Genomic DNA, 15,640 nt, shown 5'->3' on the forward strand with positions numbered 1-15,640 from the left:
CCTTGAGGGAATCAGATTCCCTCAAGGAGCCCTTCACGGACCACCAGCTCAGTCGGAGTAGGTGAGGTTTCGGCCGTCGGAGGGGTCGAAGAGTTTCACCTTGTCCGCGTCGAACCAGATTTGCAGGTCCTGGTTCTCCGCGGCGGCCGATTCGGCCGACAGCCGGGCCACGATCAGCGATTCCGCGCCGGGGACGTCGGCCGAACCGCTGTCCGCGGCCAGTTCCGCCAGTTCGGCCGAGGTCGCGGCTTCACCGTCAACGGTGAAGTGCGCGAACTTCTCCGAGCCCATCGACTCCAGCACGTCCACGTGCGCGGTGAAGGCCGCGCCCTCCCGGCCCGATTCGACCAGCGCGGCGTCCTCGAAGTGTTCCGGGCGGATGCCCATGATCACCTCGCGTGGGGCGTTCGCCGCTTCGGCCATCCGGCGGACCCGGTCGGTCAGCGGGGTCGTGCCAAACGAGCTGTGCAGTTCGCCGTTTTCCAGCGTCGCGGGGACGAAGTTCATCGACGGCGAGCCGATGAACCCGGCCACGAACAGGTTCGCCGGGTTGTCGTAAAGGAACTGCGGCGAACCGATCTGCTGCACGTAACCGGCCCGCAGCACCACGACGCGGTCGCCGAGGGTCATCGCCTCGGTCTGGTCGTGCGTGACGTACAGCGTGGTCGTGCCGAGCTGCTTCTGGATCTTCGACACCGACGTGCGCATCTGCCCGCGCAGTTTGGCGTCCAAGTTGGACAGCGGCTCGTCCATCAGGAACGCCTTGGGGTTGCGGACGATCGCGCGGCCCATCGCCACCCGCTGCCGCTGCCCGCCGGACAGATTCGCCGGTTTGCGGTCCAGATGCTGGGTCAGGTCGAGGATCTGCGCCGCTTCCTCCACTTTGGACCGGACGATCTTGTCGTCCACTTTGGCCAGCCGCAGCGGGAACGCCATGTTCTCCCGCACGCTCATGTGCGGGTACAGCGCGTACGACTGGAACACCATCGCGATGTCCCGGTCCTTCGGAGCCTTCTCGTTGACCCGCTTGCCGTCGATGCGCAGTTCGCCCGAGGAGATGTCCTCCAGCCCGGCGACCATGTTGAGCGTGGTCGACTTCCCGCAGCCGGACGGACCGACCAGGATGATGAACTCGCCGTCGGCGATCGTGATGTCCACTTCGGACACCGCGAGCGCGCCGTCGGGATAGCGCTTGGAAACCTTGTCGAGAACGATTTCAGCCATGGGTCAGCCCTTCACCGCACCGGACGTCAGCCCCGCCACGATGCGACGCTGGAAGAACAACACGAACAGGATGATCGGCACCGTGATCACGACCGCGGCCGCGCACACCTGGCCGGTCGGGTCCTCGAACTGCGAGGACCCGGTAAAGAACGACAACGCCGCGGGCACCGTGCGCGACGCCTCGGTGGACGTCAGCGAGATAGCGAACAGGAAGTCGTTCCAGCAGAGGATGAACACCAGGATCGCGGTGGTGAACACACCCGGCGCGGCCAGCGGCGCGATCACCTTCCGGAACGCCTGGGCCGGCGTCGCGCCGTCCATTTTCGCCGCCTTTTCCAGCTCCCACGGGATTTCCCGGAAGAACGCGGACAGCGTGTAGATCGACAGCGGCAGCGCGAACGTGATGTAGGGCAGGATCAGCCCCGGCCAGGTGTCGAAAAGGCCGAGCCCGCGTTCGATGTTGAACAGCGGGGTGACCAGCGATACCTGCGGAAACATCGCGATCAGCAGGGAAAGCCCGACCAGCAGCTGCTTTCCGGGGAAATCCAGCCGGGCGATCGCGTAGGCCGCCATCGTGCCCAGCACCACCGCGATGACCGTGGAGATCACCGCGATGCCGATCGAGTTGACCAGCGCGTGCAGGAACTCCGTGGTCTGGAAGATGTCCGCGTAGTTCTTGAGCGTCCATTCCGTCGGGATGAAATTGCCGTCGGTGAGCGTCGCTTTCGTCTTGAACGACAGCGAAAGCACCCACAGCACCGGGACGATCGCGAACACCAGCACCAGGATGTCCAGCAGGCCCCAGCCCACCTTGCGGCCAGTGGTGACCGCACCTCCGATAGCCATCAGCGCTTCCCCCCGTCGTCCGTGCCGGGCGCGGCGGTGCCGAACACCTTGATGAAGAGGAACGCGATGATCGCCACCGTGATGAAGATCAGCACCGCCATCGTGGAGCCGATCCCGAGGTTGAGCCCCTTGACCAGGTTGTCGTAGGTCTGCATGGACACCGATCCGGTGTCCTGCGCGCCGCCGGTCAGCACATAAATGTTGTCGAAAATGCGGAACGCGTCGAGCGTGCGGAACAGCAGCGCGACGAGAATCGCCGGTTTCATCACCGGCAGCATCACCTTGGTGAACCGCTGCCACGCGGTCGCACCGTCCATCGCCGCGGCCTTCAGCAGGTCGTCCGGCACCAGCGCCAGCCCGGCCATCAGCAGCAGCGCCATGAACGGCGTCGTCTTCCACACCTCGGCGAGAATGATGATGAACAGCGACGGCCACTGGTCGGTCAGCGGCGCGACGCCCTCGCCCAGCGCGTTCGCCAGGTACCCGGTTTTGGGCGTCCAGGCGAAGTACCAGGAGAACGCGGCCACCACGGTGACGATGCCGTACGGGATCAGCGCGACAGTGCGCACCAGTCCGCGGCCGACGAGCGTCCGGTGCATGATCAGCGCGAGGCCCATGCCGAGCACGAATTCGATCGCCACCGACACCACGGTCAGGAACATCGTGGTGCCGAACGCGGTCCACCAGTAGGAATTCGTGAGCACCGCGGCGTAGTTGTCGAAACCGATGAACTCGTGCTTCGCCGGGAACCGCAGGTCGTAGCGCTGCAGCGAAAGCCAGACCGAATAGATGATCGGGTACGCGGTCACCGCGATCATCACGAGGAACGCGGGCGCGCACAGCCACAGCCCGAGCCGCCGTTCCGCCTTCTTACCCTCGGAAAGCGCGGGCTTTCCCTTGCGGTGCGCCGCTTCGTGGGTGGTCGCGGCGGGATCCTGGACGGTCACGGGATCACTCCCTTCGACTGGAGCGCGTTATCGAGCTGTTCCCGCAGTTTCTGCGCGGTCGCCTGCGGATCGATCGCCGCCGGCGGGGAAAGGATTTTCGACATCACCGTGGACAGGTTCTGATACACCGGGGTGAGCGGCCGTACCGCGGCATTTTTCAGCGCCGACAGGATGGAATCGCGCATCGGGTACTTCTCGGCCATGTTCGGGTTGTCCGCCGACGCGGGCTTCGAAGGATCCAGTGGCGTGTCGTCGTGGTACACCGATTCGATCGTCGGCGGCACCCCGTCGTTGATCGCGGAGACCTTTTGGTTTTCCTTGCTGCGCAGGCACAACGCCGCTTCGTAGGCTTCCGGCTTGTGCTGTGAGTAGGAGCTCACCGCCAGATCGAACCCGCCGATCGTGCTCCGCGACGGAATGCCCGGCTTCGCCTGCGGGTACACCGCCCACTTGAAGTGCGACAGGTCCTTCGGCTTTTCCTCGGCGTACGAGGCGTACACGAACGGCCAGTTCAGCTCGAACGCGGCGTCCCCGCGCTGGAACGCCCGCCGGACGTCGTCCTCCTTCTGGTTCGTCAGCGACGGGTCGGTGATCCCCGAGGACGTGACCTTCTTGAGCAGCTCGAGCGCCTGCACCGCGCCCTCGTCCATCACCACGGATTTCCCGTCGTCGGACAGGATGTGCCCGCCGAGCGATTCGACCAGCGTGTTGTAGATGACCACCAGGCCCTCGTACTGCGCGCCGGTGAACACGATGGAATGCGGTTTGTGCTCGCTCTTGAGCCGCTGCGACATCTGCGTCATCTCGTCCCACGTCTTCGGCGGGGTCGGCGTGAGGCGGTCGTCGTACCAGAGCAGCTGCACGTTGGTGTTCTTCGGCGCGGCGTACAGCTTTCCTTGATACGTCGCGGTTTCCAGCGGCCCCTTCAGCACGCCCTCGGACGCGGCCGCCTTGTTCTGGCCGGTCCACTCGTCGACCCAGCCCGCCTCGGCGAACTCCGAGACCCAGGTGACGTCGAGGCCGAGCACGTCCATCGACGTGTCGCCCGCGGCGAGCCGGCGCGCCATCTGGATCCGCTGGTCGTCCGAACCGCGCTGCAGCTTGTTGTAGACGATCCGGTACCGCCCGGCGGCGGTCTTGTTGCAGTTGTCGACGACCGTCTGGAAATGGTCCTCCGGGGAGTAGTAGACGTTGATCGTCGTCCCGGAAGCCGTTCCGCAGCCCGCTATCAGGCCGGTGCCGACCACGCCGGCGGCGAGCAGCGCCGCCGCGCGCGTAGGTCCTCGTTTCTTTCCGCTGGGCCGTTTCTTCCCCATTCAAGCCTCCTCGCCCATGTGCACACGGCACCCTCCGGCACCGCCCCCAGACAGCACGCCGCGACGAGGCGGACCCGAGCCAGCACCCCGACGTGCCAGTTGCCGGCAGGCCGCGCTGGAGGACACGACCGGCCAACCGGTGTCGGACAACCTATGCCCGGCGATCACCGGCCGCAAGCAGGGTCGGTAACGATTCAGCCAGGTGCGCGCGAACCATCGGAAAGACGGGTGAAAAAGTCCCGCGGGTACTTATGCGGTGGCAGGCGGAGGACGCAGCGCAAGCTTGGCGAGCAGCTCGCGGCCCTGTTCCGCGCTGCGCGGCTGGCACAGCACGTCGTACCGGCCCGCGACGAGCTGGCTCGCCGACGAGAAATCGCGGCGGCCGCGCGACGTGCGGTAGCCGATCGCCGAGAACGCCAGCCCGGACAGCACGCCGAGCACCAGCCCGGACAGCAGCTGCAGGGTGAATCCGCCCTGGTTGACGAACATCCCCAGCAGCAGCCCGGCGAACAGGCCGAACCACGCGCCGGACATCGCGCCCGCGGCGAGCACCCGGCCCCACGACAGCCGTCCGATAACGCGTTCCACCAGCATCAGGTCGACGCCGACGATCGTGACGTCGGTGACCGCGAACTCGCTTTCGGCCAGGAAATCCACCGCCTGCTGCGCCTCGCCGTAGGTCGAGTACGACCCGATCGGCCAGCCGGTGGGCGGAGTCGGGAGCCGCGGCAGCCCGGCCGGGCCCTGACCGCCACCAAAGGGACTGCTCACCATCATCACCTGCGCACTCGTCCGATCCGAGGGTTCCATCTTGTCAAGAACCGGCGGAGCGCGCGAACTCCGGCGAGCAGCGGGTCAGGCTTTGTAGTCCCGCAGCAGGCCGCGGCTGATGATGGTTTTCTGGATTTCGCTGGTGCCCTCGCCGATGAGCAGGAACGGGGCTTCGCGCATCAAGCGTTCGATCTCGTATTCCTTGGAGTAGCCGTAGCCGCCGTGGATCCGGAACGCTTCCTGGGTGACTTCGGCGCAGTACTCGCTGGCGATCAGCTTCGCCATCCCGGCCTCGACGTCGTTGCGCGCGCCGGAATCCTTCAACCGGGCGGCGTTGACCATCATCAAATGCGCGGCCTCGACCTTGGTCGCCATCTCGGCCAGCTTGAACGCGATCGCCTGGTGCTGGGCGATCTGCTTGCCGAAGGTCGAGCGCTGCTGGGCGTAGGCGACGGCCAGTTCGAACGCGCGGATCGCGATCCCGCAGGCGCGGGCGGCGACGTTCACGCGGCCGACCTCGACGCCGTCCATCATGTACGAGAAGCCCTTGCCCGGCGCTTCCCCGAGCACCTTGTCCGCGCCGATCTTGAAGCCGTCGAACACCGCTTCGGTGGTGTCGACGCCCTTGTAGCCCATTTTGTCGATCTTGCCGGGAATGGTGAGCCCCGGAAGCACCTCGCCGAACCCGGACGGCTTCTCCACCAGGAACGTCGTCAGGTTCTGGTGGGCCTTCTCCGCGCCCTCGTCCGTCTTCACCAACAGCGCGATCAGGTTCGAGGAGCCGCCGTTGGTCAGCCACATCTTCGCGCCGTCGATGACGTAGTCGTCGCCCTCGCGCTTCGCGCGGGTCTTGATCGCCGCGACGTCCGAACCCAGATCCGGCTCCGACATCGAGAACGAACCGCGGACCTCACCGGTCGCCATCCGGGGCAGGAAGTGCTGCTTCTGCTCGGGCGTGCCGTGCTGCTTGATCATGTGCGCGACGATGAAGTGCGTGTTGATCACGCCGGACACGCTCATCCAGCCGCGCGCGATCTCCTCGACCACCAGGGCATAGGTCAGCAGCGATTCGCCGAGGCCGCCGTACTCCTCGGGGATGGTGAGCCCGAACAGGCCCATCTCCTTCATGCCCTCGACGATGTCGGCCGGGTACTCGTCCGCGTGCTCCAGCGCCTGCGCGTGCGGAATGATCTCCTTGTCCACGAACGAGCGCACCGTGGACAGAATCTCCTGCTGCACATCGGTCAGGCCGGCGGTCCGGGCGAGACGGGCCATGGGCTCAGCTCCTCACTGCGGGCGACGCCGGCTCCCGGCGCTGGGGTTACCGGGGAGTATGACTGGTTCGCGCCCGAGCGGCTATGAGGGTGCTCACGCCGGGCCCCGGTTTCCCCCGTTAAGGTGCGGATAAGGTGCTGATCCACCCGAAACCCCGAGAAGGATCCCGATGAGCGAGGGCAGCGACGAGCCTGCTGGCCGACGTCCCGATGACGGCTACGAGCACCCGTCGTACGAGCACCAGCCCTATCCGCCGCGGGGCCCGCTGCCCGGAGCGGGACTCGCGATCGGGTCGCTGATCTGCTCGATCGCCGGGTTCGTGGTGTGCGCGCCGCTGGCCGTCGCGGGGATCGTGATGGGGCACATCGCGTTCTACCGTGCCCGCCGCGGCCGCGGCACCGGTGGCGCGCTGGCGCTCGCCGGGTTCGTGATCGGGTACGCGGCGCTGATCGTCTGGGCCATCCTGCTTCCGCTGATCTGGCACGCGCTGGCCCAGTCCGGCGTTTTCGGCTGATGCCGCCGCGATTCCCGGTAGCGTCGTCCTTCGAACCCGGCACCCCGAGGGAGCCCTGATGACCACTCCGTCCGACCGCGATCCGGCGCCGTACGACCCGCCGCCGACCGCGGACCCCGCTCCGTACGAGGCACCGGCCACCGCCGAGCCCGCACCGTACGAGGCACCGGCGGACGCCGTCTCGTCCACTTCGGAGGCTGACTCGCCGGTCCCGCCGCCGGGGTGGACCGCGCCCGATCCCGGCCCGGTCGCGCAGCTGCCCGGCGAGCCACCGGCTCCCGCCGCGCCGCCGTATCCCGTTGCGGCGCAACCGGATCCGTTCGCGCCGCCGCCCGCGTACCAGGGCTTCCCGGCTCCGCCGCCCTACGGCGCGGCCTACCAGCCGTACCCGAACACCAGCGACAGCGGGCTCGCGACCGGCGCGCTGGTGTGTTCGATCCTCGGCATGGTGACCTGCGTACTCGGGATCCCTGGCATCGCGATGGGGCACGTCGCGTTGGCCAAGGCCAACCGCAACGAAGCGGGCGGGCGCACCATGGCGCTGGCGGCCGTCGTGATCGGCTACGTCGCGGTCGCGTTGTGGGTCGGCTTCTTCGTGACGCTGCTGATCCTCGGCCTGAACGGCTACCTCGACCGCTGATCCGGCACGTCGCTCGCTTCGGACGAGACGGCCTGCCCGTTGCCGGTCTCTTCCGGAGACGACTCCGCCGGCGCCCGCGGCTCCGGCGGTTTCGCCGGTTTCGCAGCCGGGGCCACGGGGTCGGTCCGCGCGTCCAGGAACCGCAGCAACTCCACCGGGAACGGCAGCACCAGCGTCGAGTTCTTCTCCGCCGACACCTGGACCACCGTCTCCAGCAGCCGCAACTGCAGCGCCGCCGGGGTGTCCGCCATCGTCGCGGCGGCCTGGGCAAGCTTGTGCGACGCCTGCAGTTCGCCGTCCGCGGAGATCACCCGGGCACGGCGTTCGCGTTCGGCCTCGGCCTGGCGCGACATCGAGCGTTTCATCGACTCCGGCAGCGCGACGTCCTTGATCTCCACCCGGTCGATGTGGATGCCCCAGCCCAGCGCCGGGCTGTCGATCATCAGCTCGAGGCCCTCGTTGAGCCGTTCGCGGTTCGCCAGCAGCTCGTCCAGGTCGCTCTTGCCGATGATGGACCGCAGCGACGTCTGCGCGACCTGGCCGATCGCCGACCGGTAGTCCTGCACGTGGACCGCGGCCAGCACCGGATCGACCACCTTGAAGTACACGACCGCGTCCACCCGGACCGTGACGTTGTCCCGGGTGATGCCGTCCTGTGCGGGCACCGGCAGCGTCACGACCTGCATGTTCACCTTCTGCATGCGGTCGGCGACCGGCAACAGCAGCGCGAGCCCGGGGTCGCGGACCTGCGGCCGCACCCGGCCGAAGCGGAACACCAGCCCGCGTTCGTACTGTTTCACCACTCGGACCGCGGAGGCGAGCCAAACCCCGCCCGCGACGACTACTGCGCTGACAATCTCGATGATCATGGCAGCTCCTGGGTTCGCCAAACCCTCGTTCACCCACTGTACGCGCGCGCGAAACCCCCGGAAACGGTTTGCGTGACCGGCCAGAATGGGCGTTGTGACCGTTTTGCAGATCCCGCCCGCCTTCGCCGAACGCGCTCCCAAGGTGCTGGGTCCCGAAGCCGTCCCGTGGCTGGCGTCGCTGCCCGCGCTCGCGCAGCGGTACGCCGAGAAGTGGAAGCTGGAGTTCGAGGACACCGCCCGGCATGGTTACGTCGGCGTCGTCCAGCCCGCCCGGCGCGCGGACGGCTCTCGGGTCGTGCTCAAACTCGGCTGGGTGGAAGAAGAATCTCGCGACGAACCGCTCGCACTGTCCACATGGGCCGGTCGAGGATCGGTGCTGCTGCACGAGTCCGCGCCCGAGGACGGCGCGATGCTGCTGGAACGCCTCGACGACAGCCGGACACTGGAGGACGAACCGCTGCTGCCGGCCGTCGAGATCATGAGCGGACTCGCCCGCCGGCTCGCGGTGCCCGCGCCGGCCGAGCTGACCCGCACGCTGTCCGGCGTCGCGGAGGAACTGCTTGAGGAATTGCCCAAATCGTGGCGGGAACTGGGCGAACCGCTCCCCCGCCGGGAGCTGGACGCGGCGCTGGAGGTGTGCCGCGACCTCGGCCCGGAGGCGGGCAACGCACTGGTGAACGAGGACTTGCACTACGAGAACGTGCTGTCCGGCCTCCGCGAGCCGTGGCTGGTGATCGACCCGAAACCGCTCGCCGGAGACCTCGAGTACGGCGCGCTTTCGTTGCTGTGGAACCGGTTCAGCGAATCCACACTGGACTCGAAGCTCGCCGCGAGCGGACTGGACCGCGGCCGCGCCAAGGCGTGGACACTCGTCCGGGCGGTGCAGAACCGGCTGTGGCACGCCCAGGATCTGCTCGATTTCGGCGGATTGCCCGAGGACGACGACGGTCCGTCCGCCGACGCGCTGCCCGCGCTCACCCGGTGGGCGCTCGCCGGCTGAGAATTCGCCGAGTCGCGGTCCGAGCGCGCTCGCGCATCAGCCGATAGTGTCGGCGCTATGGCAGGCACAAACCGGGTTTACGCGGCACAGCTCGCGGGTCTGCCGGTGTTCGGGCCCGACGGGGAATCGATCGGCAAGGTCCGCGACGTGGTCGCCGGGCTGCGGCTGGACCAGCAGCCGCCGCGCATCCTCGGCATGGTCGTGGAGCTGGCGACCCGGCGGCGGGTGTTCGTGCCGATGCTGCGGGTCACCTCGATCGAACCGAACGCCGTGACGCTCGCCACGGGTTCGGTCAACATGCGGCATTTCCATCAACGGCCCAACGAGGTGCTGGTGTGCGGGCAGCTCCTCGACGCGCACGCGACGCTCACCGGCACCGAAACCCGGGTGACCGTGGTCGACGCGGCGATGGAACCGACCCGCACGCGGGACTGGGTCCTGGCGAAACTCGCCGTCCGCGAACGGTCGACCCGGCTGGCGCTGGGCAGGCGGCGCACCGCGATGCAGGTCCTGCCGTGGAGCGAGGTGGCCGGGCTCGGGCTCACCGATCTGACCGGGCAGTCGCAAGGCGCTGGCCAGCTGCTGATGCTGTTCGACACGATGCGCGCCGTCGACGTCGCCGCGACAGTGCGCGACCTGCCGATGAAGCGCAGGCATGAGGTCGCCGACGCGATGGACGACGAACGGCTCGCGGACGTCCTCGAAGAGCTGCCCGAGGACGACCAGAAGGAACTCTGCTGTCCTATCTCGCCGAGGAGCGCGCCGCGGACATCCTCGAGGCGATGAACCCGGACGACGCGGCCGACCTGCTCGCCGAACTCGCCCCGGACGAGCAGAGCAGGCTGCTGGAACTGATGGAGCCGGAGGAATCCGCCCCGGTCAAGCGGCTCCTGGCGTATTCGGCGGACACCGCGGGCGGGTTGATGACGCCGGAACCGGTGGTGCTCACGCCGGACGCGACGATCGCCGAGGCGCTGGCGCACATCCGCAACGCCGACCTCCCCGCCGCGCTCGCCAGCATGGTGTTCGTCTGCCGTCCGCCGACCGAAACGCCGACCGGACGGTTCGTCGGCGTCGTGCACTTCCAGCGGCTGCTGCGCGAACCACCCGCCGAACTGGTGGCCAGCGCGGTGGACACCGATCTCACCGCGCTGCGCCCGGAGGCAACGCTCTCCGAGGTCAGCCGGTACTTCGCGGCGTACAACCTGGCGTGCGGCCCGGTTGTCGACACCGAAGACCATCTGCTCGGCGCCGTCACCGTCGACGACGTGCTCGACCATCTGCTGCCCGACGACTGGCGTGAAACCGGCCTGCACGACGTCGCGGACGGTGCCGATCTCCAGGAGGCCGAACGTGGCTGAACTCAGGACCGGCCGCAGGCTCGACCAGCCGCGCAGCCAGGCTCGTCTGCGGCTGAACATCGACCCGGACACCTTCGGCCGGTTCACCGAGCGGATCGCGCGGTATCTCGGCACCGGCAAATACCTGTTCTGGCAGACGCTCATCGTGGTCGTCTGGATCACGCTGAACCTGACCGCGGTGTCGCTGCGCTGGGATCCCTACCCGTTCATCCTGCTCAACCTGGCGTTTTCGACGCAGGCCGCGTACGCCGCGCCGCTGATCCTGCTCGCGCAGAACCGCCAGGACGACCGGGACCGCGTGTCATTGGACGAAGACCGGGCACGAGCCGCGCAAACCAAGGCCGACACCGAGTACCTCGCCCGCGAACTGGCGGCGCTGCGGCTGGCGGTCGGCGAGGTCGCGACCCGCGACTACCTGCGCAGCGAGCTCGACCGGCTGCGCGATGATCTCGACGTGGACTCCAAGCCGCGCAAGGCGAAGCAAGCCTGACGCGGGCGGTACGTACGATGGAAGCGTGACTGGTACACAGCAGCTCCCCAGCGTCGACGACGTCCGCACCGCGCTGAAGGACGTGTACGACCCGGAAATCAAAAAGCCGATCACCGACCTCGGCATGGTCAAAGACGTGGCGGTCGGCGACGACGGGGTGGTCGACGTCGGGATTTACCTCACGGTCGCGGGCTGTCCGCTGAAGGCGACGCTGACCGCGGACACGAAGAAGGCCGTCTCGAAGCTCCCCGGCGTCGCCGACGTCCGGGTCGAGCTCGACGTGATGAGCGACGAGCAGCGCACCGAGCTGCGCAAATCGCTGCGCGGCGACGCGGCGGAGCCGGTGATCCCGTTCGCCCAGCCGGGTTCGATGACGCGGGTGTACTGCGTCGCGTCCGGCAAGGGCGGCGTCGGCAAATCGTCGGTGACGGTGAACCTGGCCGTGGCGATGGCCGAGCGCGGGCTGTCGGTCGGCGTGGTGGACGCGGACATCTACGGCCACTCGGTGCCGCGCATGCTGGGCGCGCGCGAGAAGCCGACCAAGGTCGACACCATGATCATGCCGCCGCAGGCGCACGGCGTGAAGGTGATCTCGATCGGCATGTTCACCCCGGGCAACACCCCGGTGGTGTGGCGCGGCCCGATGCTGCACCGCGCGCTGCAGCAGTTCCTGGCCGACGTGTTCTGGGGTGACCTGGACATCCTGCTGCTGGACCTGCCGCCGGGCACCGGCGACATCGCGATTTCGGTGGCGCAGCTGATCCCGAACGCGGAAATCCTCGTGGTGACCACGCCGCAGCAGGCCGCCGCCGAGGTGGCCGAGCGCGCGGGCGCGATCGCGATGCAGACGCGGCAGCGCGTGGCGGGCGTCATCGAGAACATGTCGTGGCTGGAAACCCCGGCCGGCGAGCGGATCGAGGTCTTCGGCGCGGGCGGCGGCCAGACGGTGGCGGATTCGCTGTCGAAGTCGGTCGGTTCCACGGTGCCGCTGCTGGGCCAGGTCCCGCTGGACCCGCGCCTGCGCGAACAGGGCGACGAGGGCACGCCGATCGTGCTGGCCGAACCGGACGCTCCGGCGTCGCTGGTGCTGAAGGACGCGGCGAAGCAGCTGTCGGTCCGGGCGCGCGGGCTGGCCGGGATGATGCTGAACGTCAGCCCCGCCGGCCGCTGAACCTGGTTAAACGAAAAGAGGCGTGCACCTTCGCGGGTGCACGCCTCTTTTTTGTGCTTCTTAGGAGGCGTGCACGGTCACCAGGAGGGTGTTGGACTCGCGGAGCGTCACCTTGGTGTCGCCCGGCTTCGTCACCGTCCAGTCGATGTCCTCGGGCTTCTTCGCGGACACGTCGGCCGATTTGTCGGGCAGGCCCTCGACGTCGATGTTCTGCGACTGGTCGGACGTCACCTTGATCTTCACCTTGTTGCCGACCTTGACGTCGACGACACCGGCCGGCGGCGTGACCTTCCCGCCCTGGTAGGCGACGGTGACCAGCACGTCCACGCCTGCTTCACCGGTCTGCGCGCCGCGCTTGACGTTCGGCTGCTCTCCGGTGGCGCTGCCGTTCCCGGGCGCGCTCGACGCGGCACTCGACGGGGCCACCGACCCGGACGGCATCGCGGGGGCGGGCACCGAAGTGTAGGTAGCGGGCGCTTTGGTGCTGGGCTCGTCGCCGGAGCTGCACCCGGCGACGGCGAGAGCGGCCGCAGCGATCGTTCCGGCCAGCGCAGCCGCACGGCGTGACATATCGGGAACCTCCAGGGTCGGTTGAGCTGATGCCCTGAGGCTACCCAGCCTGATCAGCGGGTCGCGCGCGCGGTCGTGAGTGGCGATCGCGGTTCTCACCGGGATTGCCGCTCACGAGGATCAGGTGGCGTCCGGGTCCACCGGCGGACGCTCGCCCGGCTTCAGCGGCTCCGGCTGCGGCACCGCGGTCTGCGGTTTGATCGTCGGTACCCCGCTGGATCCGTTGGACCCGTTCGAGCCGTTGAGGTCGTTCTTGAACCCGTTCAAGCCAAGCGGGTCCGAATCCCCGTCGAACAAATGCTGCGTCACGACGCGCTTCGGGTCGAGATTGCGCAGGCCGCGGAGGTCTTCGAGCGGTTTGCGGAGCTGGTCGAACTCGGGACCCATTTCCTCGCGCAGCTGCTCGCGCGCACCGGTCGCGAAGTCGCGGGCCTTGCGGACGCTCCGCGCCATCCAGGCCGCCGCCTCGGGCAGCCGTTCGGGTCCGAGGATGAAAAGCCCCGCGATGATGATCACGAGGATCTCGCCCCAGCCGACACTGTCGAACACCCGTGAAACCTCCGCTCGGTGCTGCCCTGCCCAAGACTACCCGGGCCGTTCCGCGTCCCGGCAGGCCCGAACGTCGCACGGCAGCTTAAGAACGGATGTCAGTCCGACCCGAGCGTGACGTCCACCACCAGCAGCGCGCCGTCGCGGGCCAGCTGCACCGGAACGACCTGGCCGGGATCGTGGCTGCGCACCGCGACGGTCAGCTCGGCGGAGTCGCGCACGACGTGGTCGCCGATCTTGGTGATCACGTCGCCCTCCTTGATCCCCGCGGCCGCGGCCGGACCGCCCGGAGCGACGTTGCGCACCTGCGCACCCATCGTCGACGAACCGGCGACCGTCGAGGCCGCGTTGATCCCGATGTCGGCGTGCTTGACCTTGCCGTCCTTGATCAGCGCCTTGGCGATCTTGATGGCGTAGTCGCTGGGGATGGCGAACCCGATGCCGATGCTGCCGCCGTCGGAGCTGGAGGAGCGGATGGCGGAGTTGATCCCGACCAGCGCCCCGGTCGAATCGACGAGCGCACCGCCCGAGTTGCCGTGGTTGATCGCGGCGTCGGTCTGGATGGCCGAATAGGTGACCGGAGCCGCCCCGTTGTCGCCGCCCGCGGTGACCGGCCGGTCGAGCGCGCTGACGATGCCCGCGGTGATCGAGTTCTGCAGCGCCAGCGGCGAACCGACCGCGATCACCGCGTCCCCGACCTGCAGGTTGGACGATTTCCCGATCTGCATGACGACCGGGTTCGTCACGTTGACCTTCACCACGGCCAGGTCGGTCTTCTGGTCCGCGCCGACGACCTTGGCCTCGGTGCGGGTCCCGTCGTTGAACACCGCGGTGATCTTCGTGGCGGTGTCGCCGACCGCCGTCGCGACCACGTGCTCGTTCGTGAGGACGTACCCCTGCGGGTCGATGACCACGCCGGACCCCTGCTCGCCGCTGTCCGCGCCGGGCTTGACGACCTCAAGCGAAACCACCGCCGGCGACACCCGGTGCGCGATGTCCGCGAGCGAACCGGGCGGCCGCTCCTTGGCCGCCTCCGACTCGGAAATCGTGGCGCTCCCGGTCAGCGAGGATCCGGTGTCCGCGACCCACCAGCCAACCAGCCCGCCCATCGCCCCGATCAGCAACGCGACGACGCCAAGCATCGCCAGCGCCTTCGGCTGCACCCGCCGCCCGAACAGCACCTCAGGCAAGCTCAGCTGCGCACCGCTGGGCAACTTCGGTTTCTCGGCCTCGTCGTCCTCCGGAACCACCGCGGGCCCGCCCAGCACCGCCCCGGCCGCCGGATCGCGCCACGGATCGCTGGTGTCGGTCCACAACGGATCTTCCGCCGCGCCGCTCTCTCCGGTGGCTTCGAGCGGCCGCTGCAACCGCACCCCCTCAGCCCCCGCAGGACGGCTGAACGCCTCCGCGAGAGATTCGGGCGTCGGCGGCGCGAGACTGAGCTTCTGCCCATTCCCATTGGGCGGCGGGGTATACAGCTTGTCGAACGCCCCCTCGACCCCGTGCGGACGCCCGAAGACAGCCGCCTGCTGCTGGTCGACCGCGGGCCGCTCAAGCGGCCGAGGACCCAACCGGTCCGTTCCGACGGCCCCGGACTGGTCAGAATTCGCGTTCGGCTGGTCGGTCATCATTCCCCGGGATGCGGTTCAGTAAGGCTGGGAGTCGACGATACCCAAGCCTGGACAGAAGTGTGCCCAGACCGCAGTGAAATGCCTGTTGCCTGCACTCCCCCACTTCCCCTCCGGTCCGAATGTCCGTGAGGGGAACCCTCACAGCCCCAGATTCCCCCAGGGTTCCCCTCACGACCCGCCAACGTCCGTGAGGGGCCCCTTCACAGCCCCAGATTCCCTCAAGGAGCCCTTCACAGCCCGCCAACCGGCACCCGCGAACCAAACCCAGCCACAGCACTAAGCCCCGCGCCCCACCTGCTCAACCGCAGCCGCGAACCCACCCCGTCCACCCGCCCAAGCCCCGCGCCCCACCACTCAACCGCACCCGCGAACCCAACCCCGCCAGCGCACCCAAGCCCCGCGCCCCACCTGCCCAACCGCAGCCGCAAACCCAACTTGCCCACTCACCCAAGCCGCGCGCACCCAC

Annotated in this window: 15 protein-coding genes and 1 pseudogene; 6 read left to right on the forward strand and 10 right to left on the reverse strand. The window is 68.4% G+C overall.

From position 1 onward, the window contains the following. Nucleotides 1-48: 48 nt before the first annotated feature. The 6 genes from ACWGIC_RS41905 to ACWGIC_RS41930 form a co-directional block, all read right to left on the reverse strand. Nucleotides 49-1,224 (reverse strand): ABC transporter ATP-binding protein, encoded by a 1,176-nt coding sequence (locus ACWGIC_RS41905; protein WP_452081515.1) that lies wholly within the window; start codon nt 1,222-1,224, stop codon nt 49-51. 3 nt (nt 1,225-1,227) lie between these two features. Continuing rightward, nucleotides 1,228-2,070, reverse strand: a complete 843-nt coding sequence (locus tag ACWGIC_RS41910) for a carbohydrate ABC transporter permease (RefSeq protein WP_452081516.1) — start codon at nt 2,068-2,070, stop codon at nt 1,228-1,230. Next, the gene (locus ACWGIC_RS41915) at nt 2,070-3,017 is read right to left on the reverse strand and encodes a carbohydrate ABC transporter permease (protein WP_452081517.1); all 948 of its coding nucleotides are present in this window, start codon (nt 3,015-3,017) and stop codon (nt 2,070-2,072) included. Before ACWGIC_RS41915 ends, ACWGIC_RS41910 begins: the two co-directional genes overlap by 1 nt. Next, nucleotides 3,014-4,333 (reverse strand): ABC transporter substrate-binding protein, encoded by a 1,320-nt coding sequence (locus ACWGIC_RS41920; RefSeq protein WP_452081518.1) that lies wholly within the window; start codon nt 4,331-4,333, stop codon nt 3,014-3,016. The genes ACWGIC_RS41915 and ACWGIC_RS41920 overlap by 4 nt, the downstream gene beginning before the upstream one ends. A gap of 249 nt (nt 4,334-4,582) precedes the next feature. Next, a complete protein-coding gene (locus tag ACWGIC_RS41925) occupies nt 4,583-5,110 on the reverse strand; it encodes a general stress protein (protein WP_452081529.1) in 528 nt (175 codons plus the stop codon). Nucleotides 5,111-5,188: 78 nt separating this feature from the next. Beyond that, a complete protein-coding gene (locus tag ACWGIC_RS41930) occupies nt 5,189-6,379 on the reverse strand; it encodes an acyl-CoA dehydrogenase family protein (protein ID WP_452081519.1) in 1,191 nt (396 codons plus the stop codon). 169 nt (nt 6,380-6,548) lie between these two features. Between ACWGIC_RS41930 and ACWGIC_RS41935 the strand changes: the two genes are divergently transcribed. After that, nucleotides 6,549-6,893: a DUF4190 domain-containing protein gene (locus ACWGIC_RS41935; RefSeq protein WP_452081520.1), complete on the forward strand. Its 345-nt coding sequence runs from the start codon at nt 6,549-6,551 to the stop codon at nt 6,891-6,893. Between the two features lie 58 nt (nt 6,894-6,951). Further along, nucleotides 6,952-7,533: a DUF4190 domain-containing protein gene (locus ACWGIC_RS41940; RefSeq protein WP_452081521.1), complete on the forward strand. Its 582-nt coding sequence runs from the start codon at nt 6,952-6,954 to the stop codon at nt 7,531-7,533. Here ACWGIC_RS41940 and ACWGIC_RS41945 read toward each other — a convergent pair. Continuing rightward, nucleotides 7,518-8,402, reverse strand: a complete 885-nt coding sequence (locus tag ACWGIC_RS41945; protein WP_452081522.1) for a slipin family protein — start codon at nt 8,400-8,402, stop codon at nt 7,518-7,520. The two genes, ACWGIC_RS41940 and ACWGIC_RS41945, sit on opposite strands and share 16 nt — an antisense overlap. A gap of 94 nt (nt 8,403-8,496) precedes the next feature. On the opposite strand from ACWGIC_RS41945, the gene ACWGIC_RS41950 reads away from it, so the two are divergent. From ACWGIC_RS41950 to ACWGIC_RS41965, 4 genes and pseudogenes are all read left to right on the forward strand, one after another. Beyond that, nucleotides 8,497-9,402: an aminoglycoside phosphotransferase family protein gene (locus ACWGIC_RS41950; protein WP_452081523.1), complete on the forward strand. Its 906-nt coding sequence runs from the start codon at nt 8,497-8,499 to the stop codon at nt 9,400-9,402. 57 nt (nt 9,403-9,459) lie between these two features. Next, a pseudogene (locus ACWGIC_RS41955) lies at nt 9,460-10,763 on the forward strand (magnesium transporter MgtE N-terminal domain-containing protein). Next, nucleotides 10,756-11,253 (forward strand): DUF1003 domain-containing protein, encoded by a 498-nt coding sequence (locus tag ACWGIC_RS41960; RefSeq protein ID WP_452081524.1) that lies wholly within the window; start codon nt 10,756-10,758, stop codon nt 11,251-11,253. Before ACWGIC_RS41955 ends, ACWGIC_RS41960 begins: the two are co-directional and overlap by 8 nt. Before the next feature lie 25 nt (nt 11,254-11,278). Continuing rightward, nucleotides 11,279-12,424: an Mrp/NBP35 family ATP-binding protein gene (locus tag ACWGIC_RS41965; protein ID WP_452081525.1), complete on the forward strand. Its 1,146-nt coding sequence runs from the start codon at nt 11,279-11,281 to the stop codon at nt 12,422-12,424. 60 nt (nt 12,425-12,484) lie between these two features. Here ACWGIC_RS41965 and ACWGIC_RS41970 read toward each other — a convergent pair whose 3' ends face one another. From ACWGIC_RS41970 to ACWGIC_RS41980, 3 genes are all read right to left on the reverse strand, one after another. Next, nucleotides 12,485-12,994: a hypothetical protein gene (locus ACWGIC_RS41970; RefSeq protein WP_452081526.1), complete on the reverse strand. Its 510-nt coding sequence runs from the start codon at nt 12,992-12,994 to the stop codon at nt 12,485-12,487. A gap of 120 nt (nt 12,995-13,114) precedes the next feature. Beyond that, nucleotides 13,115-13,543 carry a Sec-independent protein translocase protein TatB gene (tatB, locus tag ACWGIC_RS41975; protein ID WP_452081527.1) on the reverse strand — a complete coding sequence of 143 codons (429 nt, stop codon included), beginning with the start codon at nt 13,541-13,543 and terminating at the stop codon, nt 13,115-13,117. Between the two features lie 98 nt (nt 13,544-13,641). After that, the gene (locus ACWGIC_RS41980; protein ID WP_452081528.1) at nt 13,642-15,171 is read right to left on the reverse strand and encodes a trypsin-like peptidase domain-containing protein; all 1,530 of its coding nucleotides are present in this window, start codon (nt 15,169-15,171) and stop codon (nt 13,642-13,644) included. Between the last annotated feature and the right edge of the window lie 469 nt (nt 15,172-15,640).

It is taken from the genome of Amycolatopsis sp. NPDC054798 (assembly GCF_053611505.1).